Here is a 24,787-nt window from a genome sequence, read left to right on the forward strand (position 1 = left end):
AGTTGGATTCTGTTGCTCAAGATAAACTTAAAATATAATATCTTATAAAATGCGTATACCTGCCTCGATTAAAGTGATAGGATGTTTAGGCCTTATCTTTCTCACTTTAAATTCCTGCTCCAATAATCCTGATAAATATTACAAAGCATTAACCCAGGAAGAATATCAAAAATATACCGCAATTGATACATTATTAGAAAATAAAAAAAATTTAATTACTGAATGTAAATCACCTTTACCATATCCTGTATTTACAACCCTTGTCAAGAAAATCGGTACAGGAAATGTCAGTTACTTTAAACTTGACTCTGATGCTTATCTTGAAAATGACTCTATTGTTATTGCCTATGCTTCTGCTTTTAAATCGGATGAATCTGGAGATATGCAAAAGGATGGGTTATGGTTATATGCTGAATTTTATGATAACGAAAATAAAAAAGGTAATTGGTTTTACAGTATTAGCGACTCAGGCATAAGATTTAGCGTAGACTCACTTCCACCTAACTATAAGCCCGAAAATTTACCTACAAAAGAGGGTATTTATTTATTGAAAAACGAAAAAATAGAGATGATCTCTGCTGAACAATCAGAAGAAAAATTTTCATCGCTCAAAAGAGACGGCTTTTACTTTATCCCGAACACAGGAAGATTATTTAAGCGGTATAATATAAATACAATTCAATAATCTTAATACCTGCTTTTTCTCTTGGCTATCAGCCTGTCTACAGAAAATTTACCGGCACCGGTAATAATCAGGACAATATAAACACCAAGATAAAGTGCGCCCAACTCCTGCTTTTCGAAACCATCGGCGGCATGTACAATAAATACCGCTACAAGCATGGTAATAATAAGTGGTATAATGGCAAGGCGGGTAAGCAGCCCTAATATTAAAAGTGCAGAACAAACCAGTTCTGCAAAAACGGCAAGCGTTAACGAGGCGGGTTCGCCAATGCCTATAGGATCGGCAAACTGTACAGGATTTGCTTTAAGCATTTCCAGTTTCTCTAAGCCGTGCACAAGCATAAAGCCGCCCGCCACAACCCTGAGTATAAGTACTGCAAGGCTGTTTACATTTTTATCAACAGAGGTTCCGAAAATCCACATGAGCAGTTTTTTTTAGTTGTTCTTGTAAATTTAGCGAAAAAAACTACAGAAAGAACACATAAATCCCGCTTTAAGAAATGATAGTGCAAATCTTAACTATCTTTTAGTATTGAACCCGTCCTGACTTTTTTGATTGAAGCGAAAAATAGAGATTTTTGTTTTAGATTTTGGCTTTTTTGCATTGCATAGCAGCGCTACGGAATAATAAATGGAGCCAAAAGATCATTTTGCAGCCAATTAAAGAAAGTGAGGATGAGTTCTTAAATAAATCCGTTGGCTTTAGCATGCTCTTCGGCAGCCAATGATGTTTCTACTAAAAGCACCGGCGTTGTCCTGAAGTTATCTACAATACTTTTTACGCGTTGCATGCGCCCTCTATGGTTAACACTGCGCAGGTAAATGCATAAAATACGGTTAGGGAACTGCACAGCAATATCGGTATAAATAGAAGCGTCGTGCTCCCCACTATCGCCTATAAGTATAAAATTAAGGTCGGGATAAGTATTCAGGATATTTATAATCTCCTTTTGCTTATGAGGTTTTTCAGATCCTGAAACCTTTTGGAAAATGCTGTTAAAGCTGCGCAAAAGTATCGCTCCTTTCGGAAAATTGTTGTGGTCTAAAAACACCTTAAGGTATTGGTACATGTTCCACGGGCTGTTGCTCAGGTAAAATATGGGGTTCTTTTCTTTATTGTCAATACCAAGGTGCAGTTTGCGGTATAAGCCGGGAGCGCCTTCAAGCGGTATGCGCTTATAGGTATTTATAAAAAGCGAATTAATAAGTACTTTCCATTTAAGGAACGAAGTTACACCAGTGTTTAGCAGCGTATCATCAATATCGGTAATCACTCCAAAGTCGGCTTCCGTTTCCGGAATTAAAAACTCACCCTGAAAAACTTCTGTAACCGCAGCCTGCTGCTCGTTAAGCGCATTCAGGTTAAAGTACACCCACCCTTCCGCGTCAGATATTGTTTTCATGTCTTCAGCAACCGTTACATCAAACAGAAAATACCCTTTAGCATCGGTAACCGTGGTAAACACCATACCGTTTACATTGAGCTGTACTTTTATATCAGGGATCTCGTAGGTATCAAATTGCTTAACGGCATTTTTAATGGTTTGCCACAGCGATTGTTTATCAAGATATTCTATAGGGAAATTATCGAGCACGCGGCCCTTTACATACAGCCGGAACGATGTGCCATAACTGCGGTACGGCATGATATGTATTTTATCTGCCTTATATTTCCCGAATAACAACTTTATACGCTTTAGCATTCCCTCTTTTTTAACCCAATTTACAGAAATTTAAAGCATGTATTTCCCTATTTTTTCTTAAGGTTGGGCAGGAACACGGCAATTACGCCTATAAGCGGCAGGTATGCACAAATGTTGTATACGTACATGATACCTTGATGATCGGCAATATTACCCAGCACGGCAGACCCCAGCCCGCCCATACCAAAGGCAAAACCGTAAAAAAGCCCGGATACCATTCCCAGCTTTTTAGGTAACAGCTCCTGTGCATATACTAATATGGCAGGAAATGCCGATGCCAGCAATAAACCTATAATGACAGATAATACGCTCGTCCAGAAAAGATCGGCGTAAGGTAAGAGCAATGCAAACGGAGCAACGCCAAGTACAGAGAACCATATTACATACTTGCGCCCAAATTTATCGCCCAGTGGCCCGCCTATTAAAGTGCCTAAAGCTACGGCTGCAAGAAACAGGAACAGGTGAAACTGCGCATCCTGTACGGTTACATTAAATTTTTCTATCAGGTAAAAAGTAAAGTAGCTCGATATACTGGCTATATAGAAGTATTTTGAGAAAATAAGGATAAGCAATATAATAACCGTTACCACTACGCGCGAAGGAGAAAGATCGGGCATTACAATAACCGGTTTCTTTTTGGCGGTAAGGTTTAGGTGTGCCTGGTACCATTTAGCTATTTGAGATAATACTATCATGGCAAGAATGGCAATGGCTGCAAAGTATACTATATATTTTTGCCCGTGTGGCACAACTATCCAGGCTATTAAGAGTGGCCCGATAGCCGTACCTGTGTTGCCGCCTATCTGGAAGATGGACTGTGCCAACCCCCTCCTACCTCCTGATGCAAGGAACGATACCCTTGATGATTCAGGATGAAAAATGGACGACCCTATACCAACCAATACTACAGACACTAAGATTATAGCAAATGAAGCTGCATAAGCCAATAGTATAATTCCGGCAGTGGTAAAAAACATGCCTATAATTTGCGAGTACGGTTTAGGGTGCTTATCGGTATAAAAGCCTACAAAGGGCTGTAACAGCGATGCCGCCATTTGGTACGAAAAGGTAATAAGACCTACCTGTGTAAACGTAAGGTTATAGGTGTCTTTTAATATTGGGTAAGCTGCCGGTATTACAGCCTGAAGTAAATCGTTAAGCAAGTGGGCAAAAGCTATCGAAAAAAGTATTGAGTATACTGTTTTTTGTGCACTATCGTTTGTCGTGATAGTGTCTTTTGAAATATTTTCCATAAATAAAGTAAAAAGCACAAATTTACCGCTTAATGGCTAAACCATCAAAAGATTTATAGATTATGTCGCTTTAAAATGCTTATTATATAATTTGCTTATTGTCTATTGCTTATTGCCTGTTGCCTTTTGCCTGTTGCCTTTTGCTTATTGTCCATTGCTTATTGTCCATTGCTTATTGCTTATTATAGATTCATATCTACCACCACTCCAGCAGTAAATACCACAATGCCATAGTTATAAAAGATAATGGTATACCTATGCCCACCATCATTCCGCTAAGGCGCGGCTTTAACCCGTTGACTGATGCCAGTATTGCCGCCGTTATCTGGGTTGCCATAGCGGCCTGCATTACAGATACATCGGTTTCCAGTTTAGGGCCTTTTAAAATTACTTTATAGAGTATAAAGAAGAGCAACGGCGTAAGGATGAGCTTAAAGAACAGGCCGAGCGCCAAAAAATTCCAATGCCTGCTTTTACGTTCTATTTTAAGCTGTAGCCCCACCGCCACAAGTGCTATAGGAGTTACTGTGGCTGCAAGGCGATGTATAACATCCTGGAGAGTATCGCTAAAATCATGGTGGGCAAGGTTCATGCAAAAGCCTGCAAAGAAAGCAAGGAATGGCGGGAACAGCAGTACTTTCTTTAATACTGCCGATGCTGTAGGCATTCCTTTACTATATAGCGCCGCCACAAGTATCCCCAACGTAGACACGACTACAAAATATCCCGGCTGGTCTACAATTATTGCAGTTTCCAATCCTTTTTTGCCATACAAAGCTTCTATAACGGGTAGCCCCACAAAAGCTGTATTGCCCAGCCCTCCCGTTAATATAAGGCAGCCAGTAAGTTTTTTAGGCCAGTTAAACCATTTGCCAAGTCCGGCAAAAAACAGCCAGCATACTATAAAACCTATCCACGCCACTCCAAGCGGATAAAACAGCTTACTGCTTATGGCAATTTTAGGAATGTAATACAGCGCCATTGCCGGTAACGATATATAAATAACAAACTGGTTAAGCGCTACATGTGCATTTGCAGGTATTGCTTTTATGTGTTGCATGCCCAGCCCTGCAAAGAGACAAACAAAAATGAGGATTATATTATCCATAGAAAGGGTTATTACTACAAATATAAGCCAACAACATAAAGTGGTTAGGTATATTGGCACAAAAAGAGTCCAAAAAATTTTGATGTTGGCAAAATGTTTTTATTTTTGTAATATATTTTATTACAGTAATGATTCCCGGTAAGTTTGCCATAACCCTGCACATACTCACACTCCTGACTAAATCTCCGGACGAATTCCTTTCGTCGGAATATATAGCCGGCAGTATGAATATAAACCCTGTTTTGGTTCGCAAAGAGATAGGCAACTTAAAAAAGCATAATGTGGTAGAAAGCCGAGAAGGAAAATTTGGCGGTACACGGCTTGCAAAACCTGCCGCAGCTATTTCGCTTGAAGATATTTTTAACATGACCTTCAATTCGGTATCGCTGGGTTACTCTAAAAACGACCCAAACCCTGATTGCCCTGTTGGCAAAAAGATAAATGAAAATCTCGATGTGCTGTATAAAAGCATCAACACTAAAATTTGTAAACAGCTTAAAGATATATCGCTGCTGCAATTTACAAGTAATTTTTAAGCCAAAAATTTTTTAATAAAAACTGTAACATTTTTTATCACATATAATTTCTTACATTATGAAAGTAGCCATTATTGGTGCCACAGGATTTGTGGGCACAGCCTTAGTAACAGAATTTGCTAACCGCAACATTACAGTAACCGCCATTGCAAGAAACCCGAAAGAAGAAGACAGCGCTAATATTACAAATGTTAAAGCAAACGTTCTTGATGTCGATGCGCTTGCAGAAGTACTTAAAGGCCATGACGCTGTAGTTTCTGCTTTTAACCCCGGATGGACAAACCCAAATATTTATAACGATTTTATTGCCGGTGCAAAGGCCATTCAGGAAGCGGTTAAAAAATCGGGGGTTAAGCGTTTTATTACTATAGGTGGTGCCGGAAGCCTTTTTGTTGCTCCGGGCCTACAGGCTGTAGACGGACCTGATTTCCCTGCCGAAATTAAACCGGGAGCAACAGCCGCACGCGATTACTTAAACATACTTAAAGAAGAAAAAGAATTAGACTGGGCTTTCTTTAGCCCCGCATTCGAGATGCACCAGGGTACTAAAACCGGCCGTACAGGGCATTACCGCCTTGGGCTGGAAAATCCTGTATTTAATGATGAAAACCGCAGTATACTATCCGTAGAAGATCTTGCTGTTGTTATTGCCGATGAGGTTGAAAACCCAAAACACCACCAGGTAAGGTTTACGGCAGGATATTAACTTTTTTAGTTTGAAGTTTCAGGTTCAAAGTTTTTTAACTGTTTTTCCTGAGTAATATAAATTAAGGAATAGGAGCAATCTTATTCCTTTTTTATTGTCAGGTATTAACCACGAAATTCAATAAGTTTTTCACAAAGTTTACCATGTTAAAACACTTCGCTTTTAAGCACACAAAGCTGTGCCTCAACTTTGCGTACTTTATAAGACAACTTGTTATTTTACCAACTTTTAATATTCGTGCAAAAACAGTACTTTTACACTACTAAGCAATTACCTGTGCATAACCCCAACCTAACATCTTCCCTTAACGAACGTGATGGCATAGCCCAACCCGACAGCATTAGCAAACAAGCTATTGCACACGTAACAAAGCTGCGTAAAAATCAACCGTCGGCAGAGGAACTGGTTGATGGAATATTAGCAGGGAATAAAACCGCACTTAGCCGCGCCATTACTTTAGTAGAGAGCACCAATACCGCACATTTAGAAAAGGCCAACACAGTAATTGCGCAATGCCTGCCCCATGCTAACAAATCGGTTCGTATAGGTATTACCGGTGTACCCGGTGTAGGCAAAAGCACCTTTATAGAGGCTTTTGGAAAGCACTTAACCGGGCTTGGTAAAAAGGTGGCAGTACTCGCGGTAGACCCCAGTAGCTCGTTATCTCATGGGAGTATATTGGGCGATAAAACCCGTATGGAAGAGCTTGTTAAAGATGAGAACGCTTACATACGTCCATCAGCGTCGGGAGATACGCTGGGTGGTGTGGCACGCAAAACCCGCGAAGCCATTATTTTGTGTGAGGCCTGCGGTTTTGATACCATTATTATAGAAACAGTTGGCGTAGGCCAAAGTGAAACTGCGGTACACAGTATGGTCGATTTCTTTTTATTGCTAAAAATATCCGGGGCTGGAGACGAACTACAGGGTATTAAGCGTGGCATTATGGAAATGGCCGACCTTATTGTAATTAATAAGGCCGACGGCGATAACATAAAAAAGGCCGGGCTTGCTAAAACAGAGTTTAACCGCGCCCTGCATTTGTTTCCCGCCAAGCAATCGGGCTGGCAGCCTAAAGTAACCACATGCAGCTCTATAACCCATGAGGGTATTGCCGAAACATGGCAAACTATAAGTGAGTACTTTACGCTTTCAAAAAACAATGGTTTCTTTAACATCCGCCGGAGCGAGCAAAACAGCTATTGGCTTACCGAAACTATTAATGAACAGCTTAAAGCCAATTTTTATTCACGCGAAGACATTGCAAAACTTCTTGAAGCCAATAAAAAAGCGGTGCAAAATAGTGAGTTATCACCATTTGCAGCCGCTGCTATTCTGTTAGAGAGGTATTTTGCTGACAAATAGGATTATGCTCTCTTTTTCTTTTTGCCTTTTTTAAGTTTTATCTTACTCATTCCGCATGCAATGTAACTGCCACTTTCTTTTTTAATATTCACTAATTTATTAGTATTTGCATTTACGTAGTACAAATTGACTGAATAATTATGAACGCCAATTTCAAGAGCTATTTTTTCTTTAATTAACCAACAAAAAGAGTTCACTTCATCTATATACGATAATTCAATAAAGTCAACCTTTTTATTTTTAAATTTAGGACTACCTTTAACACTCGCTAATGCATCGCATATACCGGTAAAAAGTTCAGAATCCTTATCTTCAGAAAATTTTGGAAACATGTTTTCCGAGATCATTTTACCATCCTTATTAAATTCCAATCCAAAAACATATTTGATATTTTCGTATCTGTAAGTATAAAGCATCCAATAAGTATAATCAAAATTTGAGAGTTCATAAAGTTCTCTGTTTTCATAATCTTTAATTTCTGTGTTGAGATAATTAACTTCAACCTGATCAAATTCTAATCTGCTGTAAAAATCTTTATTAGCACGATTAATAATATATTGTTCTGCTTTATCTAAAATAAAATCTGAATATTTCTTTATCGTATGAATGTCAATACCATATGAAATTGAATCAGATGCGTTTTGAGGTATATAAGCAAAAGGTATATAGTTTTTGGATTTCGACAAATGACTACCGCCCGTTTCTAATTTATCTGAGTCTTCACATTGTGAAAACACAAGGCGAGGCAATAAAAAAAAGAATAAAACAAAATACTTCATATCACAAAACAATTGTTATAAATTCCAGCATCTAAACAATTTAAGATTTTGTCCTTCCGACGAAGGAGGAATCTCAGTTATTCAAAAGATTCTTCGACTCCGTTGCTCTCCGCTCAGAATGACAAAGAATAGTAACTCAAAATAACATTTGAGTTTGTCATTCCGACGAAGGAGGAATCTCGACTATTAAAAAGAGATTCTTCGACTCCGTTGCACTGCGCTCAGAATGACAATGCATGAACACTATTATCAAACTGAAATTCAGAAAAAAAACTACTCCTCGTAACGCTGTATTTCTCTGTCGTAAAATTCATTGGCAAGAACAATAAGGCCTTCCATTTCGGCATTAAGTTCATTTTCGTCAAGGTCTTCCGGCTCTTCCATAAACTCTACTTCATCATCTTTAAGATTTATTATAAAGCGTGGGTAGTCAAGGTGAATGATAAAAATATCTTCAGGAAAATCAGTATTATCTGCAAGTACAAATTTAGGTAGTTCCATGATTAATTGGTTTCGGGTTAACGTTTAAGGTTTCAGGTTGCCCATCCCCCGTAATATATTGTTTGGTTAAATAATTAAAGCGAAGATACAAAAATAATGCGGCGGCTGTTAAACCTGCCAGCAAACCTATCCATATTCCGGTAGCTTTTAAAGGAGTGTATAGGCCCAGGTAAAACGAAATTGGGAACCCTATAACCCAGTAGGCAACAAAGGTTATTACGGTTGGCACCTTTACATCCTGCAGGCCGCGAAGGGCGCCAAGTACCACTACCTGTATCCCATCGGATATCTGGAAAACGGCAGCCACAATTAATAGGTTAGCCGCTATTTTTATGACCTCGGTATTATCTTTTAGCTGTACAACATCTTCAGCATTAACAAACCAGTGCGGCAGGTAATTATGCAAGGTTATAAATAACAGTGCAAACACAATTTCTATAATAATGGCAAGCAGAAATATAGACCGCGCCACGATACGCAGGTTTATATAATCTTTTAACCCCTTTTGGTTACCCACACGCACCATAGCCGCAACGCTAAGCCCCATGGCAAACATGAACGTCATGGAGGCAAGGCTAAGGGCAATTTGGTTTGCGGCCTGGTTAGTCTTTCCTAAAAATCCCGAAAGCCATACTGCGGCGGTAAACAGCGCTACTTCAAAAAGCATTTGCATAGACGATGGCAAACCCAGCGATACTATTTTTTTAAGCATAGACTTTTTGATTTCGCCAAAACTAAAATTGCTGAAATATTGTTTTAACTGTGCATTGCGCGATAATGCATAATGCATAAATATAAGCATGGCAACGCGCGATGTTACCGTACCTATTGCAGCCCCCATCATTCCCATTTTAGGAAAAAACCATATACCGTATATAAGAACATAATTTATACCTACATGTATTACATTACTAAATATAACGGCATACATGGCATATTTTGTCATAGAAAGGCCATCGGCAAATTGTTTATATCCCTGAAATATTACCATAGGTAATAGCGAAAACCCAACCCACCCTATAAAAGGTTTGGCAAGCGCTATAACTTCGTCCGGCTGGCGCATAAGGTGCATTAATGGCGTAGCAAGTGATACTACCCCAAACAAACATATACCTAATATGGTGCATAGCAATAACCCATGATGAAATGCAGAACGTACTGTTTGTGCATCTTTAGCGGCATCTCCCTGTGCTACAATTGGCGTTATGGCTGTCGAAAAACCTATCCCTGCCGACATGGCAATAAACACAAAGCTATTAGCCAGAGATACCGCTGCCAGCTGGGTAGCACCAAGGCGCCCTACCATTATATTATCTATAACGCCTATAAGTGTGTGGCCAAGCATACCTAATATTACAGGATATGCCAGACGAATGTTAGTAGAAAATTCTTTTTTATATACTGCTAAGCCCAATTTTCAAATTTTATGCAAAGGTACTACGTATGTTTTTATAAGGTAACAAAAGATCATAAAACATTATCAATCATTAATTTATGTAAGACATATCTTAATTTTATTATTCCTTTGATAATATTTTAACACAATATTACAAATGATGAGAATTGTATTACATTAATTTTGCCCCACTAACAACAATATAAAAGAGAAGGCCATGAAAAAGAAAATGAATTTTAAAGCACTAATGCTGGGAGCATTGCTTTTATGTGGGGCAAGTGGGTTTGCACAAAAAATAGAGGGTACTAATAATCCTGCTATTGATAATTATGATCAAAATTACCGCTTGGGGTTTGGCTTAAATGCAGGGTTGCCTACAGATAGCAATTTTAATTTCGCGCTGGGTGCCGATGTGAGGTTTCAGTATGACCTTACAAAAAAGACATCGTTAACGCTTACCACCGGTTTTACAAATCTTTTTGCCGATAATGATATACCAGATCTTGGCTATATTCCTGCAAAAGTTGGTTTTAAAGCATTTGTGTGGGAAGACCAGTTTTATGTAATGGGAGAGGTAGGTGCCGGTTTTGCAGTTACAAACCACTATGACCAGACTACGTTTTTATGGGCACCAAGCATAGGCTGGGCGAGTAAATATATTGATATAAGTGCACGATACGAAGGAATGAACGATTTTGGAACCGACCAGATTGCACTTCGTTTTGCTTACGGATTTAAACTGTAAGCAGGAAAATTTTTAGAACACAAGCTTAATGAATTATATTCTGCCCGATAGTATTAATTTACTATCGGGCTAATTTTTATTATAACAGTGGCAATAATCACTGGATATTAAAAAGACATTGAATTGTTGATTGAATTATACTGTCTCATTTTAAATCCTTTGATGAATATTTATACCCATTTTTATTAACTATAAATTGGCACAAATATTTTTTTTTTGTACGTTTGAAATTGATGAAACGTATTATTACCATACTTACAGGTGTAGCTCTTCTTTGTTACTTTTTTATAGCAATATATAATTTTTGCCCGCCTTTTTATAAACAATCTTATGTAGGCAGGGCTTCTAATAAAGTTAGTGGAATACTTGGGTTTGGGGTATTATTTGACAGAATGCTCTCTTTAACAGGCAGATCTGTAACATACCGTTTTTACCAGGGCGGAAGGTGGCAGGAAAATAAATTGTTGCTGGAGCCTTTATTTGATGATTACAGGGCAACAGGCAATCTTACCTCTCTTAAACATTGCCGCTTAGACACCCGCCTTGTTTCTGATATACATAAGACTGCCAGGCGCAAGGGAATACAAAAAATGAAAGAAAGTAAAGCTTATGCCGAATTTCTTGATCATTTATTATACAGCCACAATCAAAATATCAGGCCGGATTCCCTGGAGATCTTTTATTATATCAGAAATTATGAAACCGATGCCCTGCACCTGTCATTAAACTTTAAAGATAAACCGTGAAAAAAACTGATACATTTTTAACTGTTTTTCAGAGACAGATAGAGAACCATTTTTTTTACGATAAAAACATTATATGGTTTAGGCGATGTGTTTACTCCCTGTTATTAATAAAAATGCTTTTTATCTGGCCGGAAATTTCCATGTTTTACAGGCATGCCATAAGCGTTCGCACCGGATCATTCCTGCCGCATAAACTATTTTTTTTACCGGTAATGCATAATTACTATAAACTGTACTGGTTTATAGCCTGTTTAACAGTAGCCATGGCGTTATTCTTTAAAAAAAACAGGTGGTTATATATAGCAGTTTTTATATTTAGTGTTAATTACGTTTTTATAGCAAACAAGGCTACTAACAGTGGCGACGGGCTGCTTAACTTTTTAATTTTTATGCTGATTTTTGTGCGCGAAGGCGCAACAAAATACAGTGTAACCCAAATGGTTAACAACGCTATATTAATACTGGTACAGGTGTATTTTTGCTTATTTTATTTTTTAAATGCTTTAGGTAAAATTGTACAGCCATTGTGGCGTAATGGCAATTATTTTACACATACATGGCATCTCTCCTATTATGCTAATCCAAGTTTTATACCCTATTGGTTTTTTAACCCTACAATGCAGCTTATTACAGCTTGGTCTGTAATGATTTTTGAATTTACCTTTCCGGTTTTAATATGGTTTAAATCGTATAGAAAGCCGCTCCTTGTTATCGGACTATTTTTTCACTTTGGCATTGCACTATTATTATCGCTGCCAGATTTTGGCCTTACAATGGCTATTGTATACATTTTGTTTTACGACTTTAAGCAAAAAAATGCTAACAATCTTAGAGAATCTATTATCTAAAATTCAAAATATACACCGTAAAGGCTTTTCATAATTCATGCAGGAGAAGCTTAATTACATATACAATTAAACAATTAAAATCTTGAATATTACTACAACATCAAAACCGGGTTACGCAATATTGCTTGCAATTTTTACTTGCAGTATGATGATGCATTTTGGAGTTAAATTTACTTTATACTCAAAAAGTACACTTTTGTTTGTTGTTATAGCAAGTCTTATATTATTAGATTTTAGAAAATGGGCTTTAAATTATTTGGCAATTTTTTCAGGCTTATTTTTATTTTACGATCAATTTCCCCGTTTAGCAAACCATGCTAATTTAGAGTTTTTTGTATGTATATTTTTTAGCCTGTTATTGATAGCAAAAATTATTTTTAAACTTGAACCGCCTAAAGCCCGCGTGGTAACTTATGCCTTTAGGATTACATTGATTACTGTGTATTTTATTGCCGGTTTTCATAAGTTAAATAGTGGTTTCTTTTCTACAAACGGAAGCTGTAGTGCTTATGTAGAGATCATGAACATTAAACTTTTATATGGCAAAAATCCATTCACACATCACTATTTGGGTTGGTTTGCCCAGGTAAGTACAATTATTATAGAAATGATTGTACCTTTTGGTATACTATTTAAAAGTACCCGAAAAATTACGGTTATCATTTTGGCATGCTTTCACTTTTACCTTAATTTATGTGGGTTTTATAATTTCAGTACATTTGCTGCTTTACTAATAGCGGGCAGCACGATTAATCTTGACACTAAAGAATTGCCTGAGAGCCTTCTTAAAAGTTTTAAATACTTCTTGTTTTTCTGTATATTTTCTGCAGCATCAACTAAATTTTTATGGTGGCTTAGAGTACTGCCTGCAAGACAACTTGTTACTTATGGTTCAGTAATTTATAATATAGGCTGGATAATACTTTTTTATGGCCTTATTAAATTAAGTAACAATTATGCAACTAAATATAAGTTTTCCTGGCTACACCCTGCAATCTTTTTTGTCATATTATTTTGGGGCATACAGGGGTATATAGGCCTTTCAACCGCTTCGTCGCTAAGTATGTTTAGCAACCTGACAACAGAAAAAGAACATTGCAACCACTTTATTATCGACACAAAAAAAACTAAAATATGGAATTTTGAAGAAGATTATGTAGTGATAACCAACATTCCAAAAGAATGTAAACTAAGCGAAATAAAACTTGTGCAAAACTATGGCATACCACGCATAGAGTTGAAAAGGAACATTATGCTATGGAAAAAATTCAGGCAACCTCTACCCTGCACACTTGTATATAAAGGGGAAACCATTTTTGTTCCGGATCTTAGAAATTCTAAGTTTAGTACTTATGAAATGAAATGGTGGTACCGATTTTTATATTACAGGAGAATTATTGTTAACAATAATGAATGCTTGTGGTAATATTCAATTTATATTGACGATAGAATAATCAAATTTACAAAAAGATACTATACCTGTCCTGCAGGAAGTAAAATGATATATACAGGATAGCGGTATCTTGTAGTTTTACCCCAACCAACTGTTAGGATATACGTAGAGATAAACTTACAAAAACAAACCCAACTAACTAAAAATAAGTTAATTGGGTTTTTTATTGTGATCACACCAGGATTCGAACCTGGGACCGCCTGCTTAGAAGGCAGGTGCTCTATCCAGCTGAGCTATGTGACCCCTTATTGCGGGTGCAAATATAGTATTATCTATGAATAAATATACTATGTAAATTAACTTTTTTTATATATAAGTAAAAATATAAAATAACTCACACACTATTAGTACTTTAAAAACGGACCATATAAATAAATATTCGGCCCGTTTTTTATTCATTACACTAAATTAAGCATTAAGCTAAAATTATAGCAATTACCTTAATAAAGAGAAGTGTGCTTTAAATTCACTCTGTACACCGTTAGACGACAGATATGATACCGTAAACCAGTAATCTGTGGCCGGCAGCGGATGTCCGTTTAGGGTACCATCCCATCCTGCTCCGGATGGCCTGATGCCGGCAATAAGCTTACCAAACCTGTCGTATATATAAATCACGGCGTCGCGCTGATTTTGCAGGCCTTTTATATTCCATGTATCGCCTACCCCATCGCCGTTAGGGCTAAAAAAGCGTGGGTAGTTAAGCGAGAATACGTGTAGTATTAAAGTACCGCAGTTATTTTTATCTTTTACCCTTATTTCGTGTTCGCCTTCATCAATTTTTGTAAAATAGGGCTCATCCTGAAACCTGCCTCCGTCAAGGCTATATTCATAATCGCCAGATCCGCCCGTAACGGTAACTGTTATTACTTGGTTAAAGTTAAAATCTACCCCAACCACTGCTGTAGCAGATGCTATAGATGATTCTTTTACTGTGGTGCTTACCGTTGTACTGCAACCCGAAAGTATATTAGTTGCCGTAACGGTATACTCCCCTGTTTCGTTAGTATTAAGATAGCTGGATGTAGCCGTTAGCGCAGTGCCGTCTTTAGTCCATGCAAAGCTATAAGTAGTAACAGCTAAACCACTGTGCAGCGTTATAGAAGTGTTTACACCGGTTGCAGCATCTTTACATACATAGTAGATGTCCTGCAATACAGGCCTTGGCATTGCATTTATTGTAATTGTTTTTTGGGTATCTGCTGTGCATATTGTACCTACAGTATACGTAATGGTTACACTACCGGTGCGTTTAGGGGTTACAAGTCCATTAGCATCTACTGTTGCTATGCCAGTATTACTACTGCCCCATACTCCTCCGGTAACTGTATTGGCTAATTGTAACGCATCATCTATACAAACCATATCGTTGCCCGTTATTGTACCCGGAGACGGTGCAGGTGCAGGCGGATTGTTAATAGTTACAATAGCTGTTGATGTACATTGGCCATTACTAACAGTAACGGTATAATTAGCAGGGTTTAAATTAGTAAACAACCTCGAACTTTGAAATGTTACCCCGTCTATACTATATGTATATTGTGGGCCTAAAGGCGCAGTTATAAGTATAGTTCCCTTATCGGTTGTACAATCAGGCTGCGTTAGTGCTGTTACCGCTGCAATTGGCCTTACAGGAGATGCTATCATCCTGTAAGTAATACTTCTTGCAGTACAGCCATCGCTGTTTTTTACAGTTACATAATACGACTGGGCAGATGGCAGATTACTATAAATAAGGTCTGTAGTAAACGCTCCACCGTTAAGGCTGTATGTAAAGCCGGTGCCCGGCTGCGGAATAATTTCAAGGCTTCCTAAGTTACCAGCACAATCCGGTGGCGTAAGTTGGGCAACCGGCGTTGCAGGTACCTGTGGTGCGGCATTAATAGTATATTGTATACTCTGTGCGGTACACATTGCACTTGTTCTTACTATTATGGTATATGTTCCCTGCAATAATCCGCCGAATGTAACCGATGATTGCCATGTCGCACCGCCATCTATACTATAGGTGTAGCCTGGTGCGCGCGGAGAATCTACCACTATAGAGGCAAAAGCATTTTGGCAGGTAGCAGCAATAATGTCTGCTACTGGTACTGCAGGGAGTACAGGAGCAGTAAGCTGGAACGTTACCGATTGTGATAAGCAACCATTTGCATCTTTAGCAACAACCGTATAGGTGGCAGGTGGTAAAGCAGAATAATCTGTGGTAGATGTAAATGCACCTCCGTTAACCTGATACGTGTAACCTCCTGTAGGCGAGGTAATCCTAAAACCTCCCTGCATAGTAGGACATGTAGGCTGTGTAACAGCAATTACAGGCCTTGGCAGCAATGGAGCCGGAGTAATGTTTATAATTACAGATGAAGTACAGCTTCCGTTAACGGCCATAATAGTGTGCTGGCCCACAGACGCGGTAAATATATTCGATGTTTGTAAAACCCCATCTAATGTATAAGTTATGCCACCACCTGATGGAGATGTTATTGTTATGGTTGCAGTACGTGCAACACAGTCTGTAGATGATATGGTTGTAGTTATTGCAGGTAATGGCGGCGCAGCACCTACAGTAACGCTATTTGTAGTAGTACAGCTTCCAAGTACTGCAACTATAGTATGCCTGCCGGGAGCAGCATTAAATGTATTAGATGCCTGCGGTGTACCACCATCTATAGCAAAAGTAATACCTGTGCCCATTGCCGGTGTATTTACTGTTATTGTAGCAGTATTCGTAGTACAATCGGTAGTAGTTACAGTAGTAGTTACAGCAGCAAGACCACTTGCAGGAGCAACGGTTATAGTTCCGCTTGCATTACAGCTTCCTTCAACAGCTGTAATAGTGTGAGAACCCGGAGCGGCTGTAAATATGTTAGATGCCTGTGGTGTACCTCCATCTATAGCAAAGGTTATTCCCGCACCCGATGGCGTGTTTACTGTTATAGTTGCTGTATTTGTAGTACAGTCTGTAGTAGAAATAGTTGTTGTTACAGCAGCTAATGCCGGTGGTTGGGCAACTGTTAATGTTCCCGATGAAGAACAACTTCCGGTTACTGCTGTAATAGTGTGAGAACCCGGAGCGGCTGTAAATATGTTAGATGCCTGCGGTGTACCGCCATCTATAGCAAAAGTTATACCTGCACCCGACGGCGTGTTTACTGTTATAGTTGCTGTATTGGTAGCACATGCCGTAGCAGACACTGTTGTTGTAATTGCTGCCAATGGTGGCGCAGCACCTACTGTAGCAGTTCCGTTTGATGTACAGCTTCCGTTTACGGCAGTTATGGTGTGCGGGCCCGGAGCGGCTGTAAATATGTTAGATGCCTGCGGTGTACCGCCATCTATAGCAAAAGTTATACCTGCGCCCGACGGCGTGTTTACTGTTATAGTTGCTGTATTGGTAGCACATGCCGTAGCAGAAACTGTTGTTGTTACTGCAGCCAATGGTGGCGCAGCACCTACTGTAGCAGTTCCGTTTGATGTACAGCTTCCGTTTACGGCAGTTATGGTGTGCGGGCCCGGAGCGGCTGTAAAGGTATTCGATGCCTGCGGTGTGCCACCATTTATGGCAAAGGTAATACCCGTACCCATAGCCGGTGTGTTAACCGTAATTGTTGCTGTATTGGTAGCACATGCCGTTGCAGATACTGTTGTTGTTACAGCTGCCAGACCACTCGCCGGTGCAACTGTAACCGTACCGTTAGAAGAGCAGCTTCCGTTTACAGCATCTATGGTATGAGAACCCGGAGCCGCTGTAAATATATTCGATGCCTGCGGTGTACCGCCATCTATAGCAAAGGTAATACCTGCACCCATGGCCGGTGTGTTAACTGTAATAGTAGCGGTATTAGTAGCACAATCTGTTGATGTCACGGTGCTTGTTACTGCGGCTAATGGTGGCGCAGCACCTACTGTAGCTGTACCATTAGAAGAACAGCTTCCGTTTACGGCAGTTATGGTGTGAGAGCCCGGAGCGGCTGTAAATATGTTTGATGCCTGTGGGGTACCACCATCTATGGCGAACGTAATACCTGCACCCGATGGAGTATTTACTGTAATTGTTGCTGTATTTGTTGCACATGCCGTTGCAGATACTGTTGTTGTTACAGCAGCGAGACCGCCTGCAGCGCCTACCGTAGCTGTACCATTTGATGTACAGCCTCCGTTTGTAGCTACTATTGTATGAGGGCCGGGAGCGGCAGTAAATATATTGGATGCCTGTGGGGTACCACCATCTAAGGCGTAAGTAATACCCGCTGCCATAGCCGGAGTATTAATTGTAATGGTTGCCGTATTTGTAGCACAAGCCGTTGCAGATACTGTAGTTGTTACGGGTCCTAATATTGTTGTAGGTAATATCCTCACTGTGCCTTCGGATGCGCAATTACCATTTACAGCCCTTAAAGTATAATTACCTACCGGAACAGTAAATACAGTTGTGTTATGCGTAACGCCTCCTATAGTATATGTAATACCATTACCTACAGGAGCAATAACTGTTACGGTTCCTAATCCGGTTGTACAGTCTGTTGGGCTTATTTGTACATTAACAATATCTAAAACCGGAACCGGCCCTACTGTTACCTGTGTTTCAGAAGAACAGTTGCCATTTACAGCCCTTAGCGTATGCAGTCCCGGCGAAGCGGGAAACACATTGGAATTAAATGGATTTCCATCTAAAGTATAAACGATGCCTGTACCTACAGGAGCATTAACCGTTATTGTTGCAAGGCCTGTACTACAATCTGTTGGAGATACAGTGGCATCAACGGCTGCCAATGCAGGTGCTGCACTTACCGTTGCAGTACCTGTTACAATACAATTGCCGTTAGATACTGTTATATTATGTAAACCGGGAGCTGCTGTAAATATGTTTGATGCCTGTGGTGTACCCCCATCTATAGCATAAGTTATTCCTGCACCCATTGCCGGGGTATTTATTGTAATAGTTGCTGTATTAGTAGCACAGCTCGTTGCAGATACCGTTGTCGTAACCGCAGCCAATGGTGTAGCGGCAATTACAGTAGCAGTACCATTAACAGTACAGTTACCGCTTGTTACAACTATATTGTGTAATCCCGGACCTGTACCGGCAAATACATTGGATGCCTGCGGAGTACCTCCGTCTATCGCAAAGGTAATACCCGAAGCCATAGCCGGGGCACTAACCGTTACGGTTGCTGTATTTGTAATACAATCTGTAGGAGATACCGTAGCAACTACAGGATCGAGCGGAGATATTTTTAATTGTGCCGCATTACTGTTAATATCACAACTTGTAGATGTTATGTGGCAGTAATATTGATTTTCGGTAAAACTTTGTGGTACATTATTTATTGTTAATGTATCCGTACCGGCACCCTGATAGTTGGTGCCATTTACAACATTTACCCAGTTACCTGTCGTATTAAGGACTTTCCACTGATAGGTATATGTTGCAGTGCCATCCACCGTTGCAGTAAACGTTGCCGTACTCCCCTCGCAAACCGTAAGATCCTGCGGATGTGTTTGTGTGGGCACAGTAGTGTTTATTGTATGGAAACCCAAATTTGCACAGTAATTATCAGGCAGCGGGGCATTGGCATCCTGGTCGTGCTGCGTATTAGTCCATTCTGATCCATTGTATGTAGCCGTAGGTGCCGTTACATTCGGGTTTCGTATCAATGTAAAACCTGCTAAGGTAAATGGTACTTCTACCCGGTCTATAACAATATTATTTTTTAATAATTCGAGTTTATCATTACCATTAAAACCACTACCCAAGGAAGGAACATTGGTAGTAGGTGCGGCACAAATTCTTTGTAACGGGACACTGCACGGTATCAAATACGTTGCATGTGGCTCTATAAAACCGGGTAGGGTTAAATCGTAACCGGCAGTAGGGGTATTATCTGCTATATTACCATACCGTATCATCCTGTAAAGCCCATTAAAGGTAATCCTCGCATTAGAAGGGTTATAAAGCTCGATCATACCCCCACTCTGGTCGCGCTGATCATAGACTTCAGATATGAATATCTCCGGCGCACCACATTGCGAATTTATAAGTGTAAATGTCCCTGTCGGTGCGCCTAAACCTGTACAGCCAGCAGCCGATGTAATACCTATAGCACCTACAGTTGTTCCCACAGGTATACGTGCCTGTATTTCTGTATCAGATACCACTGTATACACAGCCTGTACCCCGTCAAACCTTACCGATGTTGCACCTGTAAAGTTGCTGCCTGTTATTTTAACCAATGTATTTACAGGGCCTGTTGTCGGAGATATAGAGCCAAAAACTGCAGCAGCACAGTTAGAAACTACGGTGCCGTTTAATGTAAAATTATCTAACCTAAACCAGCCGCCATTACCATTACTTACAGTTATTACCACAGTTATAGTGCCTGTTAAACTAGTCAGTCCGGCAACATTTGTATTCCCTACGGCACTGCCTGAAGTGTTAGTAGCCCCATTACCTACATTTATACCGTTAATGGTCATAGACCAGTTTGCAGGTCCGGAATTACTACGCTGCCTCCAAAAATTGAACGATGTAATGTTTGCAGCAAATTCTGGCGCTACATTAAATGTAAGGGTAAGTGTTGTAGGTACATTTGCCGGAGTATTTACCATTATGGCCTGGCCTGTAGCTCCTGCACCACTTGTCCATGAACCTACGCTGTTAGTCCACGAAGAGCCAGAAAGATTGCTATCAATTATATTTGGAACTACGGTATACGGACTTGCTGCCGGTATTGTAGTGGTGCCAAAATTATGCTGGTAAATTTGGGCATTAATTATCTGCGAAAAGAAAAAAAGAAAAAATAAGAGCATTAGGGATAACTTATTACCCCGATATGTAATGTTCTGTAACATTCCTACGTAATTTTTAAGATGAATTTAACAAATCAAAATTATAAGTATTTATAATTCAGACAGTATTTTAAATGTTAAATTATCACAATTGAACATCATTTTATTGTAAAAAAATAAAGCCGCTTTACAGCGGCTTTAAAACATTTTGTAAGTTAACTGCATTAGTTTTCAGCGCGGTTTATATAAACCCAACCTGTTCTTGAGTTACCTTCAAGCTCTACTACATAAAAGTAGGTACCCGTAGGCAGTTCATCGCCGCCATTGGTTTGCCCATGCCATTCGTTAGTATACTTGTTTTTATTATAAACTTCAAGACCGTATCGGTTAAATATTGTAAGTTTTTTTACATCAAGGCCTGTAAGGTCAAAGTTGTCATTTTTAGTATCGTTATTTGGCGAAATACCTCTTGGTATGTCGCAAAATGTTCCCTCTACCGTATAAACATGTGTAACTTCACAACCGCCCGGTGTCCTTACTGTAAGCTCGAATGCAATAGGAAAATCGATTGTCCTTACACTATTTGCAGCGGCATATTGAGCAACATTAAACGTATTATCATCGCCTACAATTGCTGTCTGACCACTTCTTCTCCATTCAAAAGTTGCCGTTGAAACATCAAACGAGCTGTTTAAAGGTAACGCTTCAAGAACATAATTCTTCCCGAAAATCGTTTCGCGGCATTCCTGCAAACCAGTTACCTGTGGCAGGCTTGTTATAGGGTTAACCGTTACGTTTCCATTAACCGAACATCCACCAGAAACGATTGTGATAATATACGGAGTTGCCGATGCTGCAACGTTGGTAAATATGTTTGACGCCTGTGGTGTACCTGTGCCTAAAGCATACGTTATACCTGTTCCCGGTAAAGTTGAAGTTACCGTAATGGTAGCTGTTTGTGTTGCACAATCGGTAGCTGATACAGTCGCAACTATTGCAGGAAGTGTAGTTACCGGAGCAACGGTTACATTTCCTAATACCGAACACGTGCCTGATAAAATTGTGATAACATACGGAGTTGCCGATGCTGCTACGTTGGTAAATATGTTAGATGCCTGCGGTGTACCTGTGCCAACAGCATAAGTAATACCTGCTCCCGGTAATGTAGATGTTACCGTTATTGTAGCGGTTTGCGTTGCACAGTCAGTAGCCGATACTGTTGCTACTACGGCAGGAAGTGTAGTTACCGGGGCAACGGTTACGTTTCCATTAATCGAACATCCACCAGAAACGATTGTGATAACATACGGAGTTGCCGATGCTGATACGTTGGTAAATATGTTTGACGCCTGCGGTGTACCTGTGCCAATAGCATAAGTAATACCAGCTCCCGGTAATGTAGAGGTTACCGTTATTGTAGCCGTTTGTGTAGCACAGTCGGTAGCCGATACTGTTGCTACTACGGCAGGAAGTGTAGTTACCGGGGCAACGGTTACGTTTCCTGTTACCGAACATCCACCAGAAACGATTGTGATAACATACGGAGTTGCCGATGCTGCTACATTGGTAAATATGTTTGATGCATGCGGTGTACCTGTGCCAATAGCATAAGTAATGCCAGCTCCCGGTAATGTAGATGTTACCGTTATTGTAGCGGTTTGTGTCGCACAATCGGTAGCCGATACTGTAGCAACTATAGCAGGTAATGTTGTTACCGGAGCAACGGTTACATTTCCTATTACCGAACATCCACCAGAAATGATTGTGATAACATACGGAGTTGCTGATGCTGCTACGTTAGTAAATATGTTAGATGCCTGCGGTGTACCTGTGCCAATTGCATAAGTAATACCTGCTCCAGGTAGTGTGGAGGTTACGGTAACTATTGCCGTTTGTGTTGCACAATCGGTAGCCGATACTGTAGCAACTACAGCAGGTAATGTTGTTACCGGAGCAACGGTTACGTTTCCTAATACCGAACACGTGCCTGATAAAATTGTGATAACATACGGAGTTGCTGATGCTGCTACGTTAGTAAATATGTTAGATGCCTGCGGTGTACCTGTGCCAATAGCATAAGTAATGCCTGCTGCCGGTAACGTAGAGTTTACCGTAATTGTAGCCGTTTGTGTTGCACAGTCAGTAGCTGAAACGGTTGCTACAACAGCAGGAAGTGTTGTTACCGGAGTAACTGTTATGTTTCCTGTTACCGAACATGTCCCTGATAAAATTGTAATAACATACGGAGTTGCCGATGCTGCTACGTTGGTAAATATGTTAGATGCCTGCGGTGTACCTGTGCCAATAGCATAAGTAATACCAGCTCCCGGTAATGTAGAGGTTACCGTTATTGTAGCCGTTTGTGTAGCACAGTCGGTTGCCGATACTGTAGCAACTACGGCAGGAAGCACTGTCGCAAATGAAACTGTTACGTTGCCTGTAACGGTACAGGTTCCTGAAACGATTGTTATTACATGTGCAGTTGCTGATGCAGCTACGTCTGTAAAGATATTAGATGCCTGTGGTGTTCCGCCATCAATAGCGAAAGTAACACCTGCCCCTACAAGTGTAGAAGTCACAGTAACGGTTGCTGTTTGTGTTGCACAATCTGTAATAGATACTGTTGCAACTATTGCCGGCAATGCTAATACCGGAGCCACAATTACTACACCAGAAACAGAACATGTACCCGAAGCTACAGTTATTCTATGTGGTAACAGAGATGCAGCTACATTATTAAAAATGTTCGATGCCTGTGGTGTTCCTCCATCTATTGCATAAGTAATGCCTGTTCCAGGTAAGGTAGAGGTAACTGTAACTGTTGCGGTTTGTGTTACACAATCTGTAGCTGATACTGTTGCAACTACGGCATCAAGAACGGTAACATTTAATTGTGCAGCCTCACTTACTAAAGTACATGCTGTAGAGGTCATAACACAGTAATACTGACTACCATTAAAAGATGCCGGAGTATTATTTACTGTAAGGGTTGCCGTTGTTGCACCTGAATAAGTAATACCGTTTGTTACGTTAACCCATGCACCGCTGGCGTTAAGCGTTTTCCACTGGTAAGTAAATCCTGTAGTAGTGCTTAATACTACTGTAAATGTAGCCTGTGCGTTAACGCAAATGTTAGCATCGGCAGGTTGGATGGTTATTGTTGTAACCGCAGTTGTAGGGTCTGCAATATGGTTACCAAGATCTGCGCAGTAGTTATCCGGTAAAGGAGCATCTTCGTCCTGGTCATGCTGAACGTTATTCCAATCGCTTTGATTATATACAGGCGTTGGTGCTATAGCATTAGGATTTCTTATAAGCGTAAAGCCCGGTAATGTAAAAGGAACTTCTACACGGTCTATAACAATATTATTTTTTAATAACTCAAGTTTATCGTTTCCGTTAAACCCATTTCCTAATGAAGGCACATTTGTAGTAGGTGCGGCACAAATTCTTTGTAATGGTACACTACAAGGAATAAGGTAAGTCGATTCCGGCCCTATAGATCCCGGAAGTGTTAAATTATAACCAGCTGTAGGCGAAGTATCTGAAATGTTACCATATCTTATTAACCTGTAATTTCCGTTAAAAGTAATTGTAGTATTTGAAGGATTATATATTTCTATCATACCACCACTCTGGTCACGCTGGTCATAAACTTCAGAAATATAAACTTCAGCTGCCGGAGGTGCACAGTTAGATGACAATATAGTAAACGACGTACCTGTAGCACGACAGCCATTTGTAATAATAGTAATTGCACCGGTAGTTGCTGTTGCAGGCACTGTCGCCTTAATAACTGTAGCTGATACTACCGTAAAACCCGGAGCTTCTACTCCATTAAATTTAACCGAGCTTGTACCCGATCCTAACTGAAAACCACTACCATTAATAGTTACAACGGTACCAACAGGCCCCGATGCAGGTAAGAACGATGTGATTGTTGTGCTTGTACAGGGAGATTGAGCATGTACTGTAGTCACAAAGAACAAGCAGGTTAAAAAGATAAGGATACAGTAATTAAATAGAGTATTTTTTTTGTGCATTATTCTGTTTTTAAATTTATATGCCAAAATGCTGCGCAAGTTAATTATTTTAAAGACACGATAATCAAACTTATTTTATGAAAATGTTAACATAACACACCGGCTTTTCAATAATTCGCAATTTAAGCCCAA

General features: G+C 39.8%; 17 protein-coding genes and 1 tRNA gene. 8 read left to right on the forward strand and 10 right to left on the reverse strand.

The window, feature by feature from the left end; translation table 11 throughout:
* The first annotated feature begins 49 nt into the window (after window positions 1-49).
* On the forward strand, window positions 50-685 hold the full coding sequence (locus F565_RS0117755; RefSeq protein ID WP_020214593.1) for a hypothetical protein: 636 nt from the start codon (window positions 50-52) through the stop codon (window positions 683-685).
* A gap of 2 nt (window positions 686-687) precedes the next feature.
* Here F565_RS0117755 and F565_RS0117760 read toward each other — a convergent pair whose 3' ends face one another.
* From F565_RS0117760 to F565_RS0117775, 4 genes are all read right to left on the reverse strand, one after another.
* On the reverse strand, window positions 688-1,107 hold the full coding sequence (locus tag F565_RS0117760; RefSeq protein ID WP_020214594.1) for a DoxX family protein: 420 nt from the start codon (window positions 1,105-1,107) through the stop codon (window positions 688-690).
* Window positions 1,108-1,367: 260 nt separating this feature from the next.
* Complete coding sequence (locus F565_RS0117765) at window positions 1,368-2,387, reverse strand: App1 family protein phosphatidate phosphatase (RefSeq protein WP_020214595.1); 1,020 nt, start codon at window positions 2,385-2,387, stop codon at window positions 1,368-1,370.
* 47 nt (window positions 2,388-2,434) lie between these two features.
* Entirely contained in the window at window positions 2,435-3,640 is a 1,206-nt protein-coding gene (locus tag F565_RS0117770) for an MFS transporter (protein WP_020214596.1), read from the reverse strand.
* Between the two features lie 196 nt (window positions 3,641-3,836).
* Window positions 3,837-4,748 (reverse strand): AEC family transporter, encoded by a 912-nt coding sequence (locus F565_RS0117775; protein WP_026300150.1) that lies wholly within the window; start codon window positions 4,746-4,748, stop codon window positions 3,837-3,839.
* A gap of 128 nt (window positions 4,749-4,876) precedes the next feature.
* Between F565_RS0117775 and F565_RS0117780 the strand changes: the two genes are divergently transcribed.
* The 3 genes from F565_RS0117780 (at window position 4,877) to meaB (ending at window position 7,355) form a co-directional block, all read left to right on the forward strand.
* Window positions 4,877-5,284, forward strand: a complete 408-nt coding sequence (locus tag F565_RS0117780) for an Rrf2 family transcriptional regulator (RefSeq protein WP_020214599.1) — start codon at window positions 4,877-4,879, stop codon at window positions 5,282-5,284.
* Window positions 5,285-5,342: 58 nt separating this feature from the next.
* Window positions 5,343-5,990 (forward strand): NAD(P)-dependent oxidoreductase, encoded by a 648-nt coding sequence (locus tag F565_RS0117785; RefSeq protein ID WP_020214600.1) that lies wholly within the window; start codon window positions 5,343-5,345, stop codon window positions 5,988-5,990.
* 237 nt (window positions 5,991-6,227) lie between these two features.
* On the forward strand, window positions 6,228-7,355 hold the full coding sequence (gene meaB, locus F565_RS0117790) for a methylmalonyl Co-A mutase-associated GTPase MeaB (protein WP_026300151.1): 1,128 nt from the start codon (window positions 6,228-6,230) through the stop codon (window positions 7,353-7,355).
* 2 nt (window positions 7,356-7,357) lie between these two features.
* Here the strand turns inward: meaB and F565_RS0117795 are convergent, their stop codons facing one another.
* The 3 genes from F565_RS0117795 to F565_RS0117805 all read right to left on the reverse strand — a co-directional run bounded on the left by F565_RS0117795 (window position 7,358) and on the right by F565_RS0117805 (window position 10,049).
* Window positions 7,358-8,134, reverse strand: coding sequence for a hypothetical protein (locus tag F565_RS0117795; protein WP_020214602.1), 777 nt, complete (start codon window positions 8,132-8,134; stop codon window positions 7,358-7,360).
* 273 nt (window positions 8,135-8,407) lie between these two features.
* A complete protein-coding gene (locus tag F565_RS0117800; protein ID WP_020214603.1) occupies window positions 8,408-8,635 on the reverse strand; it encodes a hypothetical protein in 228 nt (75 codons plus the stop codon).
* Entirely contained in the window at window positions 8,622-10,049 is a 1,428-nt protein-coding gene (locus F565_RS0117805) for an MATE family efflux transporter (protein ID WP_020214604.1), read from the reverse strand. Before F565_RS0117805 ends, F565_RS0117800 begins: the two co-directional genes overlap by 14 nt.
* A gap of 199 nt (window positions 10,050-10,248) precedes the next feature.
* On the opposite strand from F565_RS0117805, the gene F565_RS0117810 reads away from it, so the two are divergent.
* The 4 genes from F565_RS0117810 (at window position 10,249) to F565_RS0117825 (ending at window position 13,796) form a co-directional block, all read left to right on the forward strand.
* Entirely contained in the window at window positions 10,249-10,776 is a 528-nt protein-coding gene (locus tag F565_RS0117810) for a hypothetical protein (protein ID WP_020214605.1), read from the forward strand.
* 233 nt (window positions 10,777-11,009) lie between these two features.
* Window positions 11,010-11,522, forward strand: coding sequence for a hypothetical protein (locus F565_RS0117815; protein ID WP_020214606.1), 513 nt, complete (start codon window positions 11,010-11,012; stop codon window positions 11,520-11,522).
* Window positions 11,523-11,635: 113 nt separating this feature from the next.
* Window positions 11,636-12,370 (forward strand): hypothetical protein, encoded by a 735-nt coding sequence (locus F565_RS0117820; RefSeq protein ID WP_231559654.1) that lies wholly within the window; start codon window positions 11,636-11,638, stop codon window positions 12,368-12,370.
* Between the two features lie 358 nt (window positions 12,371-12,728).
* Window positions 12,729-13,796 carry an HTTM domain-containing protein gene (locus tag F565_RS0117825; RefSeq protein WP_154652658.1) on the forward strand — a complete coding sequence of 356 codons (1,068 nt, stop codon included), beginning with the start codon at window positions 12,729-12,731 and terminating at the stop codon, window positions 13,794-13,796.
* 196 nt (window positions 13,797-13,992) lie between these two features.
* Here F565_RS0117825 and F565_RS0117830 read toward each other — a convergent pair.
* From F565_RS0117830 to F565_RS0117840, 3 genes are all read right to left on the reverse strand, one after another.
* Window positions 13,993-14,066 (reverse strand) — tRNA-Arg (locus tag F565_RS0117830).
* Between the two features lie 192 nt (window positions 14,067-14,258).
* Complete coding sequence (locus tag F565_RS0117835; protein ID WP_020214609.1) at window positions 14,259-20,633, reverse strand: T9SS type B sorting domain-containing protein; 6,375 nt, start codon at window positions 20,631-20,633, stop codon at window positions 14,259-14,261.
* 203 nt (window positions 20,634-20,836) lie between these two features.
* The gene (locus F565_RS0117840; RefSeq protein ID WP_169336038.1) at window positions 20,837-24,592 is read right to left on the reverse strand and encodes a T9SS type B sorting domain-containing protein; all 3,756 of its coding nucleotides are present in this window, start codon (window positions 24,590-24,592) and stop codon (window positions 20,837-20,839) included.
* Between the last annotated feature and the right edge of the window lie 195 nt (window positions 24,593-24,787).

The sequence above is a fragment of the Flavobacterium rivuli WB 3.3-2 = DSM 21788 genome, from assembly GCF_000378485.1.
Taxonomy (GTDB): Bacteria; Bacteroidota; Bacteroidia; order Flavobacteriales; family Flavobacteriaceae; genus Flavobacterium; species Flavobacterium rivuli.

Bases quoted from the DNA above. Each gene is read 5' to 3' on its own strand.
- F565_RS0117755 (WP_020214593.1), top strand. From the start codon at position 50: ATGCGTATACCTGCCTCGATTAAAGTGATAGGATGTTTAGGCCTTATC.
- F565_RS0117760 (WP_020214594.1), bottom strand. From the start codon at position 1,107: ATGTGGATTTTCGGAACCTCTGTTGATAAAAATGTAAACAGCCTTGCA.
- F565_RS0117765 (WP_020214595.1), bottom strand. From the start codon at position 2,387: ATGCTAAAGCGTATAAAGTTGTTATTCGGGAAATATAAGGCAGATAAA.
- F565_RS0117770 (WP_020214596.1), bottom strand. From the start codon at position 3,640: ATGGAAAATATTTCAAAAGACACTATCACGACAAACGATAGTGCACAA.
- F565_RS0117775 (WP_026300150.1), bottom strand. From the start codon at position 4,748: ATGGATAATATAATCCTCATTTTTGTTTGTCTCTTTGCAGGGCTGGGC.
- F565_RS0117780 (WP_020214599.1), top strand. From the start codon at position 4,877: ATGATTCCCGGTAAGTTTGCCATAACCCTGCACATACTCACACTCCTG.
- F565_RS0117785 (WP_020214600.1), top strand. From the start codon at position 5,343: ATGAAAGTAGCCATTATTGGTGCCACAGGATTTGTGGGCACAGCCTTA.
- F565_RS0117795 (WP_020214602.1), bottom strand. From the start codon at position 8,134: ATGAAGTATTTTGTTTTATTCTTTTTTTTATTGCCTCGCCTTGTGTTT.
- F565_RS0117800 (WP_020214603.1), bottom strand. From the start codon at position 8,635: ATGGAACTACCTAAATTTGTACTTGCAGATAATACTGATTTTCCTGAA.
- F565_RS0117810 (WP_020214605.1), top strand. From the start codon at position 10,249: ATGAAAAAGAAAATGAATTTTAAAGCACTAATGCTGGGAGCATTGCTT.
- F565_RS0117815 (WP_020214606.1), top strand. From the start codon at position 11,010: ATGAAACGTATTATTACCATACTTACAGGTGTAGCTCTTCTTTGTTAC.
- F565_RS0117820 (WP_231559654.1), top strand. From the start codon at position 11,636: ATGCTTTTTATCTGGCCGGAAATTTCCATGTTTTACAGGCATGCCATA.
- F565_RS0117835 (WP_020214609.1), bottom strand. From the start codon at position 20,633: ATGCTCTTATTTTTTCTTTTTTTCTTTTCGCAGATAATTAATGCCCAA.